Here is a 19,138-nt window from a genome sequence, read left to right as displayed (position 1 = left end):
TATACCCGCTTGCGCGCGCGGAGCGAGTATCTTACCGCGCCGCCCATGCCGGATATGCCCACTTTCGAACAACGTCTCGCCCGTGCGAAGTTCCGCAGCTGGCATCGCGGCACGCGCGAAGCCGATTACATGATCGGCGGTTTCTTCGATCGCTATCACGTCGGATGGGGCGAGGCTGACCTCGCCTGGTTCGAGGCGCTGCTCGACGAGGATGACGTCGATGTCATGGCCTGGGCGCTCGGCTCGCAGGTGCCGCCGACGCACCTTGGCGGTGCGCTGATGGCGCTGATGCAGAAGCTCGATTACGTCGATATCCCGCGCTGAACGCCGCGGCGTTCGACAAGGCTTGCGCCCGCCGCTAAGGGCCGGAACCAATCGCCCGCGCCGCACTTGTCCAAGGACGCGCGGATGTTGCGCTGATACCCGTTGCACCCCCTCCTCGATCGAGCAGGGGGCGCTTCTGCTTTGTCTCTGACCTGTGTGAAGTGACCCGATGCCTGATCTCAACCGCATCCTCGCGGCCCGCGACCCGCTGACCCTGTCCTCGCTTCCGCGCGGGGGCCTGCCGTTGGTGCTGGCGGACCTGGCACGGGCAGCAAAACGCCGCGCTGTCTATATCGCGCCCGATGATGCCGCGATGCGCGCCGCCGCTGATGCCGCGCGCTTCTTCGCGCCCGAGATCGAGGTCATTGCCTTCCCCGCGTGGGACTGCCTGCCCTATGACCGCGCCAGCCCTGCGCTGTCGATCAGTGCCGAACGGCTCGCCGCGCTCCACCGCCTCCAGCAGCCCGGCAGCGCGCAGCAATTGCTGGTCACCACCGTCAACGCGGTGCTCCAGCGGGTACTCACGCCGTTCCGGGTGCGGGAGAGCGTGCGCGAGTTCCGGGTGGGTACGCAGATCGGACACGAAAGCCTCGCCGCGCTGCTCACCCGGCAGGGCTACAGCCGTACCGACACGGTGATCGACCACGGCGAATTCGCGGTGCGCGGTTCGATCGTCGACATCTTCCCGTCCAGCCTCGATGCCGGCCTGCGGCTCGATTTCTTCGGCGACGAGCTTGAAAGCCTGCGCCTGTTCGATCCCGCCACCCAGCGCACGGTGGAGCGGATCGACAGCCACCTGCTCCTGCCCGCGTCCGAAGCACTGCTTGATGATGAGAGCATCAAGCGCTTCCGCAGCCGCTACCGCGAGCTGTTCGGCGCAAATGCCACGCAGGATCCGCTCTACGAGGCGATCTCGGACGGGCGGCGACTGGCCGGGATGGAACACTGGCTCCCGCTGTTCGAGGAGCGACTGGCAACGCTGTTCGATCACCTGGCCAAGGATGATGTCGTCATCATCGATCAGTCGGCACTCGGCGCGGCCGAGGAACGCCTGACCGACATTGCCGACTATCACGAGCAGCGCGGGCGGATCGCGGGCGATAAGAAGGGCAGCTATCGCCCGCTAGGCCCCGATGCGCTCTATCTGGCCCGCGCCGAATTCGACGCCGCGCTGGCCGCAGCACCCGCACACCGCGCCAACGCCTTTGCCGGTGAGGGAAGCGCCAATGTGCTCGATTTCGGCCTCAGATCAGGGCGTGACTTCACCCCGGAACGCGGGCGCGGCGAGAATGTCTACGAAGCTGCCGCAGCCCACTTCAAGGCCGTCTCCAAGGCGGGGCGCAAGCCGCTGCTCGCCGCCTATTCGACAGGCAGTGCGCGCCGCATCGCCGCAATCATCGACGAAGCGGGCGCGCCCGCTGTGGTGGCAGAAAACTGGCAACAGGCGCTCGGGATAGCGGCAAAGAGCACGGTTGCCGTGGTGGTGCTCCCGCTCGAAACGGGCTTTTCGAGCGACACGCTGGAGCTCGTCACAGAACAGGATGTGCTCGGCGACCGGCTGGTGCGGCGCAAGAAGAAGCGCAAGGATTCCGATGCCTTCCTTGCCGAACTTCAGGCACTCTCGCGCGGCGATCTGGTGGTTCACGTCGAACACGGCATCGGTCGCTATCTCGGCCTCGAACCGATCCCGGTCGGCAAGAGCCAGCACGATTGCGTCGCGCTGGAATATGCCGGCGGCGACAAGCTGTTCATCCCGGTCGAGAACATCGACGTCCTCACCCGTTACGGCTCGTCCGAACAGGCGGTCGCGCTTGACCGGTTGGGCGGCGAGGCGTGGCAGCGCCGCCGCGCGAAGCTCAAGGAACGGATCACCGCAATCGCCGGCGAGTTGATGCAGGTCGCCGCCGCCCGCGCGCTCAGGCAGGCGCCCGCGCTGATGACCGATCCGGCAACGCTCGGCCAGTTTACTGACCGCTTTCCGTGGTCGGAGACCGAAGATCAGGAACGCGCCATCGCCGACGTGCTGTCCGATCTCGAAAGCGGTCGCCCGATGGACCGCCTCGTCTGCGGCGATGTCGGCTTCGGCAAGACCGAGGTCGCGCTGCGCGCCGCTTTCGTCGCGGCGATGGCCGGACAACAGGTAGCGGTGGTTGCCCCCACCACCCTGCTCGCTCGGCAGCACTACCAGAACTTCGCCGAGCGGTTTGCGGGCTTCCCGCTCAAGGTCGGTCGCCTGTCCCGCCTCGTTTCGTCGAAGGAAGCGACCGAGACCCGCGAGGGGCTGGAGAGCGGCCAGATCGACCTCGTGATCGGCACCCACGCGATCCTGTCGAAGTCTACCAAGTTCAAGAACCTCGGCCTCGTGATCGTGGACGAGGAACAGCGCTTCGGCGTCACCCACAAGGAAAAACTCAAGCAGCTGCGCGCCGACGTCCACGTGCTGACCCTCACCGCAACCCCGATCCCGCGCACGCTGCAAATGGCAATGAGCGGCCTACGCGAACTCTCCACCATCCAGACCCCGCCGGTCGACCGCCTCGCGGTGCGTACTTACGTGATGGAATGGGACGACATGGTGATGCGCGAGGCGCTGCTTCGCGAACATCACCGCGGCGGGCAAAGCTTCATCGTCGTGCCGCGCATTTCCGACATGGCCGATGTCGAGGAATGGCTGCGCGAACACGTGCCCGAGATCAAATCGGTCTCCGCCCACGGCCAGATGAGCCCTGGCGAGGTCGAGGAGCGGATGGGCGCCTTCTATGACCGAAAGTATGACGTGCTGCTATCGACCACCATCGTCGAAAGCGGGCTCGATATCCCGTCAGCCAACACCATCATCATCCACCGCGCCGACCGCTTCGGCCTCGCCCAGCTCTACCAGCTGCGCGGGCGCGTGGGCCGTGCGAAGCTGCGCGCCTATGCTTACCTGACACATCCGGCGGGCGTGGCCCTGTCGGAAGTCGCGCAGAAGCGGCTGAAGGTGCTCGGCGATCTCGACAGCCTTGGTGCAGGCTTCCAGCTTGCCAGCCACGATCTCGATATTCGCGGTGCGGGCAACCTCTTGGGCGACGAGCAATCGGGCCACATCCGCGAAGTCGGCTTCGAGCTCTATCAGGCAATGCTGGAAGAGGCGATTCTGGCCGCCAAGGCGGGCGAGATGGGCCTCGAACGGCCGCGCGACAAGCTGACACCGCAGATCACGGTCGATGCCCCGATCATGATCCCCGAGGACTACGTCCCCGACCTTGCCGTCCGCATGGCGCTCTATCGCCGCCTCAATCAGGCCGAAGACCAGCGCGAGATCGAGGGCCTTGCCGCCGAGATGATCGACCGCTTTGGCGATCTGCCGCAACCGACCAAGAACCTTATCCGCCTGATCGAGATCAAGCATCAGGCGATCACCGCCAACATCGCCAAGATCGATGTCGGCGCGCGCGGTACGCTGGTGGCTTTTCACAAGGATGATTTCCCCGATCCGGCTGGCCTGATCGCCTATGTCGCACGGCTCAATGAAGGCGGGAAGGACACCGCCAAGTTGCGGCCCGATATGAAGCTGGTCATCAATCGCGCCTGGGGCGACCCGCTGAGCCGCCTCAACGGGCTGTTCCAGCTGACCAAGGGGCTATCGGGTATCGTCAGGAAGGCGGCGAAGGCGACTAAGGCGGCGTAACGCCCCTAGCCGTGGCCCATGCCGCGTGCCGTGCGTGCGAGCGCGACCACGCCGTCGCTCGGCATCGGTTGCGCGCGCAAGAAGCCCTGCCAGTAATCGCAGCCTTCGGCAGTAATCGCGGCGCGCTGGATTTCGTCCTCGATCCCCTCGGCATAGACCGCGAGGCCAAGTGCCTTGGCGAGTTGCACCATCGCGCGCAGCACCGCGAGCGCCGTGGCATCGCCCGGCACACCCTCGACCATCACCTTGTCGAGCTTCAACGCATCGAGCGGCAATTCGCGCAGGTATCGGAAGTTGCAGAACCCGGCGCCGAAATCGTCGAGCGCGGTGCGGAAACCCAGTCCGCGCAATGCCTTCAGCGCGCCGGATGCCTGTGCGAGATTGCGCAGCAGCAGGTCCTCGGTAATCTCCAGCACCAGCCGCGCCGGCGCAATCGGCGAGCGGCTGATCAGCGCCGCGAAATCGGCCGCAAAGCGCGGATCGCCCAGTTCCTCGGGCGTGATGTTGAGCGACAAAGTGAGATTGGCCGGCCAGGTCGCGGCATCTTCGAGCGCCCGGGCGACCACATGGCGCGACAGCGGTGCGACCAGCGCGGCGCGCTCGGCAATCGCGAACAGATCGCGCGCGCCGATTTCTCCCAGCGTCGGATGCCGCCAGCGGGCCAGCGCTTCGCCACCCACGACTGCACCCGTCACACAGGAAAACTGCGGCTGGAACAGCACTTCGATCTCGCAGCGCTCGAACGCGCGAAGCAGGTCGGCCTCAAGCGCGCTCGGGCTGACCGCGGGAAAACGCCCGCGGGTGCTTGTGCGCAAAGATGTCAGCCGCTGTTCCATGTCTCCCCCAAGCATCATTCATAGTCATTGAAAACGGGTCATGCGCGGCTCAATTGCAATCCGCCCGAATCTGGCACATCAGGGCAAACGCCAATTGGCCCGCCGGGGATAAGCGGTCTGGCGCGGGTTTATCCCTGGGAGGGAGAATGATGTCCGGCAATGGATCAAGCAACGGTGCAACCTATCAGCGGCTGGCGCTGCTCGCGTCGGACACTGATCGTGCGCAGGAAGCCCGCGACGCTCTGCTGAGCCAGGGCGACTGGGTGCCACTTGCCGAGGCTGATGCCGCCGTGGTGCTGGGCGGCGATGGCTTCATGCTGCAAACGCTCCACGCCATGCTCGATGCCGGGCGCGTGATCCCCGCCTACGGCATGAACCTTGGCACGGTCGGATTCCTGATGAACCGTTATGACAAGCGGGCCGCGATTTCAGCCCGGGTCAACAAGGCGCGCCACTGGACGATTGCGCCGTTGCTGGTCGAAGCGGTGACGCAGGATGGCGAGGTGCACCAGATCCGCGCGATCAACGAAATCTCGCTGCTGCGCGAAACCCGCCAGACCGCCAAGATCGAAGTCACGGTGGGTGACCGGGTGCGGATCAAGGAACTGGTCTGCGACGGGGTACTGGTGGCAACGCCCGCAGGGTCGACCGCTTACAACCTTTCGGCCCACGGACCGATCCTGCCGCTCGACAGCCGGCTGCTGGCGCTCACCCCGATCAGCCCATTTCGCCCGCGACGCTGGCGCGGCGCGATCCTGCCCGATCGGATGAAGATCATCCTGAGGGTGCTCGATCCGGTTAAGCGCCCGGTCGCAGCCGTGGCCGACCAGAAAGAACTGCGCGACATCGCCGAGGTGCGCCTCCAGATTGCCAGCGATGCCGATCTGACCCTGCTGTTCGACCCCGGCCAGAGCCTCGAGGAACGGATCGTGGCGGAGCAGTTCATTACCGCCTGAGGATCATCCACAGGACGGTAATACCCTCTTGCAATCCGCCAATCCCCCCCATATAGGCGCGCCTCTGCCAGCGGACTTGTCTGCCGGTTGCTCCCCGATAGCTCAGCGGTAGAGCATTCGACTGTTAATCGAATGGCCGTAGGTTCGAATCCTACTCGGGGAGCCACACAACTCATTAGTATGCTGATTTTGAACGATTTTCTGAAATCGGAAATTCCAGCCCCACGTTCCTCCCCACATTCGGCCGAACGAAAAAGGGCGCGGAATCGCGCCCTTCCCACCCCAAAAGTTTTCCCCAACCGTCACCCCTCGGCCATATCCTCGAAGGCATCCGCACCCCAAAGCTCGGCCTTGGCAATGCGGCCCGCATCGGCCTCGATCACCTCGGCGACCGTCATTCCGCATGGCAAATCGTAGAGGATTGACCCCCAATCCCCTTCGCGCACCGCTTCCAGCTTCATCGCCAGCGCCGCACCGGTGCGGACACCGGTCGAGAGCATCGCATCGCGCAGATCAGTCGCACGATCGAATAGCACCCGCGCGTGCTCGCATTCATCAGTCATGTGAGGCCACGCCTCGAAAGCGGTCTCAGCCTTGCGCCAGGCCGCGTGCGCAGACCAGAACGCTGCATCGCGCGCTTTCAGGGCATCAACGCCGGTCGGAATCTTGAAGGGAAGCGGTCGCCCGCCTAGAGCCTCAGCAGCCATGTCGCACTCCTTTGCGATTGTGGTCAGGCTCGGCCCGGTGTTGGCGCACCTGGTCGAGCCGCACTCTTTATGCCTTTTTTCACCGGGCTAGGGAAGAAAGGAAATATCCGCCGAAGTGCCGGATCTCTCCGTCACGCGCGCTGGGGCTGGCGGCGCGCTGCGATCGGCACGATCTCGGCCACTCCCGAACGCCCCGCCACCAGCGCCGCGCATTCATCAGGGGAGAGCGTGCCGGTGCGATCGGTCAGTGTATAACCCAGCCCCGCCGCCGCGTTGCAGGCGAGAGCAAGCGCCTCCTGGAAAGCGTCACGCCCGGTGAAGCGCCGGTCGATCCCGCCGATCGCCGGGAAAGTCGTCACGCGCAGCACATCGGCAGAGGCGAACTCGATCGTCACCACCCGCGCCAGCGCCAGCTCGTCAGCTAAGGACATGACTAGCTATCCAGCTGCACAGACATTGCGACCAGCTGGGCGCAATCTGCATCGGAACACCCCCCAGTCTGGTCGCGAAGCGGAATGCCAAGTGTGCGGGCAAGGCCGACTGCATAACCGAGCGCCTTCGAATAACGGCGGGCGCGGAAGCGTTTGGCGAAGGCCCGTTCGCCCCCCTCGACCTTGACCAGGATCATCCCGATCGCCCATTTCCTGACGATCACAATCGGCTGCTGCGCCATCACATCACCGCCCGTTCAATGCATGGCGCAGGCGCGTGGCGGCCTGCCCCGCCGCCTCGCGCCCGACGCGCTCGTTCGGCGCGTGGATCGTGATGTTGATCGGCGAGCCTGCGCCCGCGCCCATCATCCGGCGGGTGTCGTTGTTGTTGAACACGCGCTCGCCGCCGCGGAAGTTGACCAGCTCCGGCCCGCGCTCGCCCACCAGCGCCAGCCCGCGCGGGGCCGACAGGGTGCCGGTGGCGAAGCCGGGGATGCCGAGCGAGGTGCCGAGCGCCTTCCACGCCATGCTGAACGCCATGTCGGCGAGCTGCTGGAGCAGGTTCGACAGCGCATCACCCAGCGACTGCGCGCCGCGCAGCACGCCCGAAAGCTGGAAGCCGAGTTCGCCGAAAGCCTCGCCGCCGATGCGCTTGAGATCGGCGAACTTGTCGATGCCGCCTTGCAGGCCCGCCGCGATTTCCTCGCCCATCACGCGCGCCGCCTCGGCCACGCGGTCGATCACCTCGACCACCGGGCCGCCCTCGGTCAGCCAGTCGCTGACCGTAGCAGGGCCAAGGCTGGCGGCAGGGCCAAGATTGAAGCGCGCCCGCGCTTCCTCATCCGGCGTGATCCGGCCCCGGTTCATCGCATCCTCGAGCAAGGCCCGATCCGCGTTTAACTCGCGCAGGCGGGCAATTTGCGGAAAGGCCCGGTCGAGGACGGCCTGCAACTTGTCGGCCGAAGCGCCGGCGGCACTTCCCATCGCGTTCAGCGAATCCGCAGCGTCTCGCGCTGTACCGCCGAGCCCCGCCACAGCAATCGATGCATTGCCAGTCGGGACCACCATTCTTTGCATGGCCTGCGCGGAAGCTTTCGCAGCTCGATCGGCTTGGTCTACCCCCTTTTCCAGATCAGCAATCTCAGCGCGCAATGTCGCGATTTTCGGGCCAAGGGCTTGTGCGGCGTAACCTCTGCCAACCCCCCTCTGATTGCTGAGCTGCTTTTCCAATTTAGCTAGCTCAGATTGCTTCGTCAGCAACGAGACCACCGCCTCGTTACGCTTGGCGATGAAATCAGCGCCGCGAGCGCCAGCCAAAGCTTTGAGCGATCCGATCAGGTTATTCGTTTCTGCCCGAGCTTCGGCCTGCGCATTGCGCATCCCGACAAAAGCAGCGGTGAGCGCCCCAACGCCTACCGCAACTGCGGTGAAAGGATTTGCAATAAGGGCCGCATTTAATGCGAGAGTGGCGAACCTCGCACTACCCGCAGCCGCAGCGAAAGCGGTCATACCGACCGTGTACGCGCCTTGGGCCACCGCCGCTGCGAGGAGCGCCGCCCGATACGCTACAAACCCGGCGACAAGTGGCGAGAGAAAGCGCGCTGCCCTCACCAGCCCCGCGCCGAATTCGACCAAGCTGCGAGCAGCGTTAACGATCGCGCCTTGATTGCTTATCAGCCAATTCTGCAATTCGATCAGGCGCGGGAGCATTTCTCCCGCCAAACGCGCGGCGACAGCCGAGAACACCCCTTGCAGTCGCGTGAGGTTGTCATTGAACAACTCGGCCTTCCGTCCGGTCTCGGCATCAATGACCACCCCAAACTTCGCTGCCTCGGATGTAAGCTCTTTCAGGCCATCCCGACCGCCGTTGAGCATCGGGATCAAACTTGCCCCTGCCTTCCCGAACACCTGCATGGAAAGCGCAGTCTTGGCCGCGCCGTCATCCATCACCGAAAAGCGGTCGGCAACGTCGCCCATCACCTCGGTGACGCTGCGCAGCTGACCATCAGACCCGACCACCGAAACGCCAAGCGCGGTGAACGCGCGGCCCGCAGCCCCGAGACCCTGCGAAGCGTCATACATATTACGGGAAAGGCGGCCCGCAGCCGTCTGGAACGCCTCGAAGCTCACCCCGCTGAGGTCAGCTGCGTAGCGCAGACGCGAAAGCTCCTCGATCGCGATCCCGGTCGAGGCGGCCGCCTTGCTCAATTCGTCCGCCGTGTCGATCGTCCGCCTAGTGAACTCGGCGAGCGTAGCACCCACACCAGCAAAAGCCCCGGCCATCGCCAGCCCGAATTTCTGGAACATCGCGCTGGTCTGCTTAAGGTCCTTTTGCGACCTGCTGAGGCCTTTGCGGAACTCGGCCGACTCCAGACCAAGCGAGATAACGAGACCGCCGATTTTCACAGCCATCGCTTAGCCCTCCCCACCGGCACGGCGACCAGCAAGACGCCGCTCAATCTCAGCCTCGATCAGATCGAACCAGCAGGCGACCTGCGCGCCGATCCCATCCGCACCGGCGAGAAAGTCGGCGCTGAGACCGGCCGTGCTGGCGGCACCTTCCTGCATCCGCTGGCAAGCCTCGCGGGTGCGATCGAGCCGCCCCGCCAGCACCACTAGCTGCGCAAACGAAAGCCCGTGAAGGCTCGCACCGAAATTGACCGTCTGATCGACCAGATGCGCGGGAAGGTCGAGCGCGGGAACATTGCTTTTCTGCATCGGGGAACCTTTCGAAAGAGAGGTGCTCGCCGCCCCACTGGAGAAGAGGGCGGCGAGCTGGTGAGTGTTTTGCGGCACCGCTCACTGGCCGGGGCGCTTCGGGACCATGTCAAGCCAGGGCGCGCCCTGCCCATCCGGTTAGCCCGCGAGCACCCCGTCCAGCTTCACGAACGACTTCGGGCGAGGGAACCCGACGTCCGCGCGCAAGTGCGCCCAGAAGCCCACCTGACCGTTATCGGCGAAGGTCTGGTCGAGGCGCTGGATCGTGAGCTCCTCGCGCATTCCCACGATCGCGTCGTCGAAATTGCCCATCACGATCGTCGAGGCGACACCGTTGGCCGTCCCCTGGGTGAGATTGATCGGAACCGACGTCGTCGCGAGCTTCGGAATCGAAGGGATCGGATCAGGCGCAAGTAGCGGCTGATTGGTCGTATCCTTGCGCTTGCGCAGATCGCGGCCGGTGCGCGGGTGCCAGATGATCGCGGTCGGCGCGGCTGCATTCGCGAGCTCAAGCTCATACACCATGTCGACCAGCGGATCATAATTGGAGATTTGCGCGCCATTGGTCCCCATCGACAGCGCACCGATCCCGGGAGTGTTGTAGAGGCCCACAGGCCGATGAGCCGTGCCTTGGCCGAAGAGGCAAGCGCGATCCAGCTCAAGCGACAACGAGGCCAGCAGAGCGTTCATGAGGATCTGCTCGACATTCACCGAGTCCGCCAGAAGCTCATAAGGGACCTTGACCAATGCGGAGAGCGACTTGGGATTCAGCTCGACCGCGCCGACTTCGATTTCCGTGTCGCCGATCGACTGGTTCTCACCGCGCCAGACTGCCTCAGGATCCCTGGTGAGCTGGATCATGCGCGTCGGTCCCGACAGAGGCACCGTATTGGCCCCCGCCTGGATGAATACCGACTTCGCGCGCATCAGATCCCAGAACTCGCGCGCGATCTCCATCGGAACCGTGAAACCGCCGGCCGTACCGATCCCGCTCTCCAACGCGGCTTTCACTTCGGCGTTGCGCGGACCGATCAACATACCCTCAAGCAGCGCGCCGAGAGAAACGTCGCTTCCGCCGCGCTCGGCGGCGATGCGCTCGCTCGGCTTGTAGACGCGGATCGGCTCCTTGGTCTTGGCGTCGATCCAGCCCGAATTCGGTGCGGCGATTGCGGCCGGACGCTTTCCATCCGCACCAGGCTTGCCCGAAAAAGCCATGAGGTCGATGTTCGCATTGCAGTATTCGACAATGGCCTCGCAATGATCGAATGCCGCCTGGTGCTTCTGCGTCCAGGGCGAAGCCTCAGCCAGCGCATTCAACTTATCGAGCGCCGAAGAGCGCAGCCGGTGCCAATCGGCAGGATGCGCCTGCGTTGCATCCAGCTTCTCGCGGGTTGCATGTGCCTTGGCAAAGAATTCGGAGTCGAAGGCGAGGGCCGCGCCATGGGTGCGCGCCATCTTTTCACGTGCTGCTTGGATAGACATTTGCGTTTCCTTTCAGAGGGTCGGCCGCACAGTCCACGGCCGACACGAATTGACCCGCGCTCAGCGGGAACGTGCCGACGCTTGGACTCGGGCAAAGGCCTCGAGAGGACGCGTCATCGCGCAGGGACGGAAAGCCGTTTGCGCGCCAGTAGAACGAAACATGAATCAAAATCCCTTCTTTGTCAATTTGACGATCCACAGCCCGCGCGCCGTCGCCAGACGGTCGACCTCGAGCCAAGCTCGATTGGATAGTTCAACCGCAAGGTTGGACCCGATATGCCCAGCGCCCGGGCGATCTCCGGCTGTAACGCGCCGCGCTCGCGCAGCTCGATCACCTGGGCGCGAGTTGCCGCCGTTGGCAGGTGCAAGGGCCGACCTCGTCGCGCCCGCTTCGGATCGATCGGCTGTCCGAAAAGGTCGGCGGCGAGGCCATCTTCGACCGGCCTAAATTTATTCACAGCCTCGGCCGGTCCACGCTGAGACCTTGCACCCCCTAGCCCTAAGGCCTCAGGGTCGGCCTCAGGCGCGCAGCCTGCATGCGATCGAGCGCCAGACCTTTCCGCGCGACCCTCGCAATCGCGCGCAATCCTCGCGCCCCTGCGAGGCGTTGACGGCGAGGAGCCTGCGGCACCCGTCCCGAAATTCCGAGAACCCATTAAAAAATCTCCGAATGAGAGGGGCGGCGGTCTGGAGGGGGTGGGCCTTTTAGACTTTCGACCACCCCCGGCCTGAGATGAGATCAATCATCGCCAGGTATCCAATCACGGCCGCGCCGCACCGATCCCACTCGGGGGATAGAGGGGGGACCAGAGTCCCCCTCTATCTCCCCCGAAGGGGGAGGGGTTGAGCGTGCACCAGCTTTGTGCACCTGAGCCGAGGGGTTTTGTGCATCCTGAGCAACCTCTTGTGCAGGGCCTTGTGCAGGGCTTTGTGCAGGGCTTTGTGCAAGCTCGGCGACCTGCTTAAGACCTCGGCGCGCGGTGCGGTTTGCATACTTGCCCACCTCTTGATCGGCGAGGATCACGCCGAGGTGCAGCAGCCGCTCCATTGCAGCCTCGAGGTCGTCCTGGTCGAACCCCTTGGCCTCCGGCATCTTGGCGAATACGCGCGGCGCATAGTTAGCCCCGCGCGAATGCGAGACCGCTCGACCCTGCCCGTCAACCATCGAAAGGCAGCGCAGGAACGCGGCATTCGCCGAGGTCGCGCGCGAGGTCGCCGCCAGCGTTGCCGCAATATCGGCGGGCAAATCTTCCGGCCGGATCAGATAATGATCGTGCCACCGGAACCGCGTCACCTCACCCGGCTTGACGTAGTTACCCTTGGATACCTTGAGCACCCGCACCTCGGGATCGCCACCTTCCTCGCGCTCGATCGACAGGCTCGACCGAACCGCATTCTGCATGGCAGTTGATCCGCTGTATTCCTCGCCCTTCTTGTTAGTGTGGGCGAGCAGCAGGATTGCGCATTCGGTATCGCTCGCCAGCTTGTTGAGCGCCGCGAAAAAGCGGGTGACTTGCCCTCGGTCGTTCTCGTTGCCGAGGAACAGGTGCGCGAGGTTGTCGAGCACCAGCAGCCGCGCGCCGGTCGCCGCGATCGTGCTGCGCAGCTGGTGATAAAGCAGCCCCGGCTCGAACTCGCCCGCCCCGTTGAAGTGCCCCAACCCGTTAACGATCTCTTGCCGCAGCGACACCAGGTGCAGCCTGCCGACCAGCTCGAATATCTGCACCCCGAGCGCCGCGCAGACATGGTGCAACATCCAGTGCAGCCGGCCCTCCGAATCCTCTAGGCCCACATAGATCGCAGGCGCAGGCTCGATCACGAGGCCAAGGCAGGTCGCGAGCCGCGCCGCCATGGCGACCACCAGCATCAGAGCCAGCGTTGTCTTGTTACCACCGCCCGGCGCGATCAGGGTCGTGACCTCGTTCTCGGGAACCGCCCCGCCGATCACGAATGCGACCGCCCTCGGCGACACGCCGGAAAGCAGCGAGAGGTCCATAGCGCGAAGCGGCTCGACCCCCATGACCGGCCCGCGCGGCGCATCAGGCGCGGGCGCGCCATCCTGCCCCAGCCATTGGCCCCGATCCTGATCGAAAGTGTAAATCTCGCCCGCCATCAGCGCAGCCACCACGGCTTGAACTGGTGCATGGCGAGCGCGCGCGCCATGGCGGGGTTAGAGCTGAGCACGGCGCGAACCGGCTTAGGCCTCACGCGCGGCGCAGGCGCGAGTTGAGCAGGGCGCACCGGCCTGCGATCGACCCGCGCGAACCGATCATCCGGCGCGCCGAGGCTAAGCCAATTCCAGCCCCTTGCGGGCGATATGGCGAGCACAGGTTAAGCCGCCGCGCGCTGGTTCTTGCGTTCAGCGATCCACGCGTTGACCTCAGCCTCGGACCAGCGCGAAGCCGTGCCGATCTTGACCGGCTGCGGGAAATCGCCGCTCCCGATCATGGCATAGATCTTCGTGCGCTTAAGACCGATCGCAGCCATCACGGCCTCGATGGTGAGCAGGTTGTCGGACATGAAAGCCTCCGTTCGTTAGAGGCGTTCATATCTAGCCGCGCGAACACGCACGGAAACAAGGGATATGGTCAAAAATCGAGGTCGAATTTTTGACCGGAATACATCTGCGTGTGAATTTCGTAGTAGTCGAGGCCCCGCTCATCGCAGAATTCCCGCAACGCCTGCCACCATTGCCAGGCACCATCCCAAGGATCGCCCCCTTCCGATTGCGCTTTCTCCTGCGCGCCCCGAAAAGCGAGATGACATCGCTTAGCTGTGCCCTCTGACACGCGAAATTTAGTCCGCGCCGCGCGGAGGATTCGCGCATAGCTGGCGCGCTTTGTCATGAAATTACGAACTGCCACCCAAGCCCCGATCTCGAGGTCTCTCTCCGCTCGCGCAGCCTTGCGAATGCGCTTTTCGCCTGAGGGATCCTCAATGAAACCGAACTCCCCGCCCTCAATCAAATCGGCAAGCGTTTCGCGGAATTCCTCAGAAAGCGGCTCGCCAGAGCGCAGAAAGGCAACCACTGCGGCGAGCCCCTCCTGCTCATATAGATCCCCGAACGCCTCATCCTCGAGGGTTGGTTTATACACCATCCTGCACCCCCAATTCCGGCGCGATGAATGCACCCCACCCGTCGACCAGCTCGAAGCGCAGCGCGCGCAGATCGCTGCGCAAGTAAGCCTTCTCGGTTGCGTTGCCGACGCTATGCGCGATCGCCATCTCGGCGACCATCGCGGGGACAGTCGGCCTCTCCTCGGCCGCCCAATCGCGAAAGCTCGACCGGAACCCGTGCACGGTCTCGGCCCTTCCAGCGAGCCGCATCAGCTTAGAAAGCGCCATATCGGAGAGCGGTCGCCCCTCGCGCGCCGAGGGGAACACATAGCCTGCGAAGCCCCATTTCTCCCCAGCCATGCGCAGCACCGCCACCGCCGCCGGTGACAGCGTGACCGTGTGCGCCACTTTGGATTTCATGATTTGCGCCGGACGCGCCCACAGCCGCCGATCGAGGTCGAGCTGCTCCCATCGGGCAAGGCGCACCTCTTGCGAGCGCGCGGCGGTCGCGATCGCGAACAGCAGGGCGAGGCGCGCGGCGGTCGCATCCTTGGCGAGCTGCGCGGCGAAGAATGCCGGAACCTCGGCATAGGGCATGGCCTTGAAGCCCTCGCCGAGGTCTTGCCGCGCGAGACCTTGCCGCACCTCGTGCGGCTCTGGCACCGGTTCGGAGCGCCAGCCCCGCGCCTTGGCGAATTGGAGCACCTGCACAATCCGGCGGCGAATCTTGCGCGCCTGATGCGGCTTGTCGGTCCAAATCGGTTGAAGCACCTCGATCAGGTCGGCCGCGCCGATCCGGTCGACCTTGCGCCGGCCGATCACTGGTGCGGCATGGGCGAGCAGCGAGGCCTTGAACGCCTCGCCGGTCTTTTCCTCCCAGCCCTTCGCCAGCTCGGCATGGGCAAGCTCGATCGCCTGCGCAAAGGTCGGCACCTGCCGCTTGTGGCGGTCGCGCTCGGCAATCGGATCGAGGCCTTGGCGCGCGAGCTTGCGCAGGTGCGCCGCTTTCTCGCGCGCCTCGGCGAGCGTCAGGTCGGCATCAGATCCGAGACCGATATCGCGGCGCTGCCCGTCGACCTGGACGCGCAAGATCCACGATCGCGCGCCCGTCTCGCGAACCCTCAAGAGCAACCCCAGCCCGTCGACATGAGTGCCCGGCTTTGCGCTCTTAACCTGCTTGACTGTGAGCTTTCCCAAGGTGGAGCCATCCCCTGCGTTCCAACATTCGTTCCCACATTTGGACGCGGTTAGGCACGAATGTCAATGAACAGGGGCGCACAACAGGCGGGCATATCTGCTTGCGTTGCAACGGTATTGCGAACAGCCACGCATTCGCAGCCGTTCACCGGAAAGCCTACTCGGGGAGCCACTTCCTTTCAGCGGCGATCTTTGGCGGGGCTCAGACCCCGATCAGCAGCCGCACGCCCACCACCAACACCAAGAGCGCGGTGAGCCAGCGGATCCACTTGGGCGGCAAAAGGCGTGCGGCGAGCAGGCTGCCGATCTGACCGCCGATCACCACCGCGATCAGCAGGGGCAACGCCGCGCCGAGCGCCTGTCCGAACAGGTTGGGGCCATTCTTGAGCATCTGGCCTGCGAGGCCAAACAGCGAATTGACGAGGATGAACAGGCTGGCGGTCGCCGCAATTGCACGCGGCGCATTCCACCGCGCAAGGTGAAGCAGCGGCGCGAGGAATATCCCGCCTCCGATCCCCACAAGCCCGGCAAAATAGCCGAGTGGCGCGGCCGCCAGCGGCATCCAGCGGGCAGCGCGGGTAGGCGTGCCATCCTCGCTTTCGCGCACCGGAATCAGCATCGTCAGACTGGTGAGCACCAGACTTCCGCCAAGCAGGGCCAGAAAGGTCGATTCCTTGATCGGGGTCAGCCCGCCAAGGAAACTCGCCGGCGCACCCAGCCCGACGATTACGAGAGCCCTCTTCCACGGGGTCAAACCGGCACGGGCGAAGCGGATGCTGCCGCCCGATACCACCACGATATTGCAGGCGAGCGAGATCAGCGGCAGCAGCCGGTAATCGAGCCCCGATATCGCCAGCAGCGCCGAATAGGTCGATCCACCCCCGAACCCGACGCTGGCATAGAGCAGCGCGGTCACGAGGAAGGCGAGCGCCAGCAGTGCCGGAACCGCCCCGATCATCATACCGCCCTGCCCCGCGCGCTATTCGGTCAGGCCAATGCGCGCGGCGACAGCGCGCCGTGGCAATGCTTGTACTTCTTCCCGCTGCCGCACGGACACATCGCGTTGCGGCTGAGATTGAGATTGGCGAAGGGATCGGTCCCGCCCGCCGCACCGCCATCGCCGAATTCCGCCGCCGGCGCCCCGGCGAGCGATCCGAACAGCTCCGGACGCTGCTCCGACCCGTCTCCATCGGCCGAATCGTCGAGCCCGGTGAGCGGATCGATATGTCCGGTAAGGAAGTCGGGCAGTTCCGGCAGCGCCTGCATCTGCGCCTGCGGCTGCTCGAAGGCGAGCTCGGCGCGGAACAGGATCTTGGTCACTTCCTCGCGCAAAGTGTCGAGCATCGTCTCGAACAGGCCGAAGGCTTCCTGCTTGTATTCGTTGATCGGCTGCTTCTGCGCGATCCCGCGCATCCAGATAACCTGCCGCAGCGCATCGAGCGTGGCGAGGTGTTCCTTCCAGTGGAAATCGAGCTGGCGCAGCAGCACGTCCTTTTCGACGATCCGCCAGATCGCCGGATCGGCACTGGTCTTCGCCTCCATCTTCTCGTCGGTGAGCAGGCGCAGCTTTTCCTCGAGCAGTTCGGGCTCGACCTGCTCCTCGGCCAACCAGTCATCGAACGGAGGCTGGATGCCGAAAATTTCCTCGACCTTGGCCTTGAGGCCGGCGATGTCCCACTGCTCGGGATAAGATCCTGGAGGGCACGCGCTGCCGACGATGGTGTTGATGGTGTCGTGGCGCATGTCGATCACCACGTCATCGACCGCCTCGCTGTCCATGATTTCGGCGCGCTGCTCGTAGACCACCTTGCGCTGGTCGTTCATGACGTCGTCGTACTGAACCACCTGCTTGCGGGTGTCGTAGTTGCGTGCCTCGACCTTCTTCTGCGCGGTCTCGATCGCCTTGGAGAGCCACTTCGAACCAATCGCCTCGCCATCGGCAAGGTTGGAGTTCATCATCTTGGCGAACAGCGTGTCGGGGCCGAAGATGCGCAGCAGATCATCCTCGAGGCAGAGGTAGAAGCGCGACAGGCCCGGGTCGCCCTGACGGCCCGAGCGGCCGCGCAGCTGGTTGTCGATGCGGCGCGATTCGTGGCGTTCGGTGCCGAGCACGAACAGGCCGCCCGCTGCCTTCACGCGCTCCTTTTCCTCGGCCACTTCGGCGCGGATCCGGGCGATGGCGGCATCGCGTTCCGCCCCTTCGGGCAGATCGGCCAGCTCGTCACGGATGCGGTATTCGATATTGCCGCCCAGCTGGATGTCGGTGCCGCGGCCGGCCATGTTGGTGGCGATGGTCACAGCGCCATAGCGGCCGGCCTGCGCCACGATATAGGCTTCCTGTTCGTGGAAGCGGGCGTTGAGCACCGAGTGCTTGACCCCTTCCTTGTCGAGGTACTGGCTCAGTAGTTCCGACTTCTCGATCGAGACCGTACCAACCAGCACCGGCTGACCGATCTGCTGCTTTTCCTTGATCGCCTTGGCGATCGCGCCGAACTTGTCGGCGGTATTCTTGTAGAACTCGTCCTCCTCGTCGATGCGCGCGACGGGCAGATTGGTCGGGATTTCGACCACGCCGACCTTGTAGATGTCCCAGAATTCCGCCGCTTCGGTGGCGGCGGTGCCGGTCATGCCCGAAAGCTTGGGATACATGCGGAAGTAGTTCTGGAAGGTGATCGAAGCCATCGTCTGGTTTTCGGGCTCGATCCGCACGCCTTCCTTGGCTTCAACCGCCTGGTGCAAGCCGTTCGACCAACGGCGGCCGTCCATCATGCGTCCGGTGAACTCGTCGATGATGACGACCTTGCCATCCTTGACGATGTAATCGGTGTCGCGCTTGCGGGTGAAGTTTGCGGCCAGTGCCTGATCAAGGTGGTGGACGACCTGGGTGTTCTCGACGTCGTAGAGGTTTGTCGTCGCCAGCAGGCCCTTCTCGAGCAGTATCTTCTCGACCTCTTCCAGCCCGTCCTCGGTCAGCTGGACGCGCTTCACCTTCTCGTCAATGTCGAGCCATTCCACCGGAATTTCCCGCGCGACCTGATCGAGCGCGACGTAAAGCTCCGACTTGTCTTCGGTCGGACCGGAAATGATCAGCGGGGTGCGCGCTTCGTCGATCAGGATCGAGTCCACTTCATCGACGATCGCGAAGTTGAACGGACGCTGCGCCATCTGGCTGCGTTCGTGCTTCATGTTGTCGCGCAGGTAATCAAAGCCGAATTCGTTGTTGGTGCCGTAGGTGATGTCGGCACCATAGGCGTCGCGCTTCGTTTCCTCGGGCATGCCGGGGACGATCACACCGACGCTGAGACCAAGCCAGTTGTAGAGGCGACCCATCTCCGCCGCGTCGCGCCGCGCGAGGTAATCGTTCACAGTGACGACGTGGACGCCCTTGCCCTCGATCGCGTTTAGGTAAACCGCGAGCGTCGCCATCAGGGTCTTGCCCTCGCCGGTGCGCATTTCGGCGATCTCGCCGCGGTGGAGCACAAGGCCGCCGATCAGCTGCACATCGAAGTGCCGCATTCCGAACACCCGCACCGATGCCTCGCGCACCGTGGCAAAGGCTTCGGGAAGAATATCATCGAGGCTCGCACCATTATCGACAAGGCCGCGCAGCTTGGCGGTTTGCCCCTGCAATTCTTCGTCGCTCAGCGCCTGCATCTGCGGCTCGAGCGCGTTGATCTGCGCGACAATCTTGCGCAGCGACTTGATGGTGCGGTCGTTGGCCGAACCGAAAACGGATTTGACGATGGTATTGAACATGATG

At 64.3% G+C, this 19,138-nt stretch carries 16 protein-coding genes and 1 tRNA gene; 4 read left to right on the top strand and 13 right to left on the bottom strand.

The window, feature by feature from the left end:
* Nucleotides 1-45: 45 nt before the first annotated feature.
* Both BG023_RS08630 and mfd read left to right on the top strand, forming a co-directional pair.
* A complete protein-coding gene (locus BG023_RS08630; RefSeq protein ID WP_069311226.1) occupies nucleotides 46-324 on the top strand; it encodes an FAD assembly factor SdhE in 279 nt (92 codons plus the stop codon).
* A 169-nt stretch (nucleotides 325-493) separates the two neighbouring features.
* Nucleotides 494-3,994 (top strand): transcription-repair coupling factor, encoded by a 3,501-nt coding sequence (gene mfd / locus BG023_RS08625; protein WP_069310084.1) that lies wholly within the window; start codon nucleotides 494-496, stop codon nucleotides 3,992-3,994.
* A 5-nt stretch (nucleotides 3,995-3,999) separates the two neighbouring features.
* Here mfd and BG023_RS08620 read toward each other — a convergent pair whose 3' ends face one another.
* Nucleotides 4,000-4,848 (bottom strand): EAL domain-containing protein, encoded by an 849-nt coding sequence (locus BG023_RS08620; protein WP_233992964.1) that lies wholly within the window; start codon nucleotides 4,846-4,848, stop codon nucleotides 4,000-4,002.
* Between the two features lie 128 nt (nucleotides 4,849-4,976).
* Between BG023_RS08620 and BG023_RS08615 the strand changes: the two genes are divergently transcribed.
* Together BG023_RS08615 and BG023_RS08610 are read left to right on the top strand one after the other, a co-directional pair.
* Nucleotides 4,977-5,786: an NAD kinase gene (locus BG023_RS08615; protein ID WP_233992963.1), complete on the top strand. Its 810-nt coding sequence runs from the start codon at nucleotides 4,977-4,979 to the stop codon at nucleotides 5,784-5,786.
* A 91-nt stretch (nucleotides 5,787-5,877) separates the two neighbouring features.
* A tRNA-Asn gene (locus BG023_RS08610) sits at nucleotides 5,878-5,952 on the top strand.
* 136 nt (nucleotides 5,953-6,088) lie between these two features.
* Here the strand turns inward: BG023_RS08610 and BG023_RS14735 are convergent.
* The 12 genes from BG023_RS14735 to secA all read right to left on the bottom strand — a co-directional run bounded on the left by BG023_RS14735 (nucleotide 6,089) and on the right by secA (nucleotide 19,134).
* A complete protein-coding gene (locus BG023_RS14735) occupies nucleotides 6,089-6,349 on the bottom strand; it encodes a hypothetical protein (RefSeq protein ID WP_150122836.1) in 261 nt (86 codons plus the stop codon).
* A gap of 275 nt (nucleotides 6,350-6,624) precedes the next feature.
* The gene (locus tag BG023_RS08600) at nucleotides 6,625-6,924 is read right to left on the bottom strand and encodes a hypothetical protein (protein WP_069310081.1); all 300 of its coding nucleotides are present in this window, start codon (nucleotides 6,922-6,924) and stop codon (nucleotides 6,625-6,627) included.
* Nucleotides 6,925-6,926: 2 nt separating this feature from the next.
* Entirely contained in the window at nucleotides 6,927-7,166 is a 240-nt protein-coding gene (locus BG023_RS08595; protein ID WP_069310080.1) for a hypothetical protein, read from the bottom strand.
* A gap of 4 nt (nucleotides 7,167-7,170) precedes the next feature.
* Nucleotides 7,171-9,336, bottom strand: coding sequence for a hypothetical protein (locus tag BG023_RS08590; protein ID WP_069310079.1), 2,166 nt, complete (start codon nucleotides 9,334-9,336; stop codon nucleotides 7,171-7,173).
* A 3-nt stretch (nucleotides 9,337-9,339) separates the two neighbouring features.
* Nucleotides 9,340-9,642 (bottom strand): hypothetical protein, encoded by a 303-nt coding sequence (locus BG023_RS08585; RefSeq protein WP_069310078.1) that lies wholly within the window; start codon nucleotides 9,640-9,642, stop codon nucleotides 9,340-9,342.
* Between the two features lie 138 nt (nucleotides 9,643-9,780).
* The gene (locus BG023_RS08580; RefSeq protein ID WP_083234624.1) at nucleotides 9,781-11,124 is read right to left on the bottom strand and encodes a phage major capsid protein; all 1,344 of its coding nucleotides are present in this window, start codon (nucleotides 11,122-11,124) and stop codon (nucleotides 9,781-9,783) included.
* Between the two features lie 739 nt (nucleotides 11,125-11,863).
* Nucleotides 11,864-13,120, bottom strand: coding sequence for an AAA family ATPase (locus BG023_RS08575; RefSeq protein ID WP_190315744.1), 1,257 nt, complete (start codon nucleotides 13,118-13,120; stop codon nucleotides 11,864-11,866).
* Between the two features lie 335 nt (nucleotides 13,121-13,455).
* The gene (locus tag BG023_RS08570; RefSeq protein ID WP_069310075.1) at nucleotides 13,456-13,644 is read right to left on the bottom strand and encodes a helix-turn-helix transcriptional regulator; all 189 of its coding nucleotides are present in this window, start codon (nucleotides 13,642-13,644) and stop codon (nucleotides 13,456-13,458) included.
* 68 nt (nucleotides 13,645-13,712) lie between these two features.
* Nucleotides 13,713-14,222 carry a hypothetical protein gene (locus BG023_RS08565; protein ID WP_069310074.1) on the bottom strand — a complete coding sequence of 170 codons (510 nt, stop codon included), beginning with the start codon at nucleotides 14,220-14,222 and terminating at the stop codon, nucleotides 13,713-13,715.
* A complete protein-coding gene (locus tag BG023_RS08560) occupies nucleotides 14,212-15,378 on the bottom strand; it encodes a tyrosine-type recombinase/integrase (protein ID WP_069310073.1) in 1,167 nt (388 codons plus the stop codon). Before BG023_RS08560 ends, BG023_RS08565 begins: the two co-directional genes overlap by 11 nt.
* Before the next feature lie 202 nt (nucleotides 15,379-15,580).
* A complete protein-coding gene (locus BG023_RS08555; RefSeq protein ID WP_069311224.1) occupies nucleotides 15,581-16,336 on the bottom strand; it encodes a sulfite exporter TauE/SafE family protein in 756 nt (251 codons plus the stop codon).
* A 29-nt stretch (nucleotides 16,337-16,365) separates the two neighbouring features.
* Entirely contained in the window at nucleotides 16,366-19,134 is a 2,769-nt protein-coding gene (secA, locus tag BG023_RS08550; protein ID WP_069310072.1) for a preprotein translocase subunit SecA, read from the bottom strand.
* Between the last annotated feature and the right edge of the window lie 4 nt (nucleotides 19,135-19,138).

It is taken from the genome of Porphyrobacter sp. LM 6 (assembly GCF_001720465.1).
Lineage (GTDB): Bacteria > Pseudomonadota > Alphaproteobacteria > Sphingomonadales > Sphingomonadaceae > Erythrobacter.
This window is presented reverse-complemented; position numbering and strand designations above follow the sequence as displayed.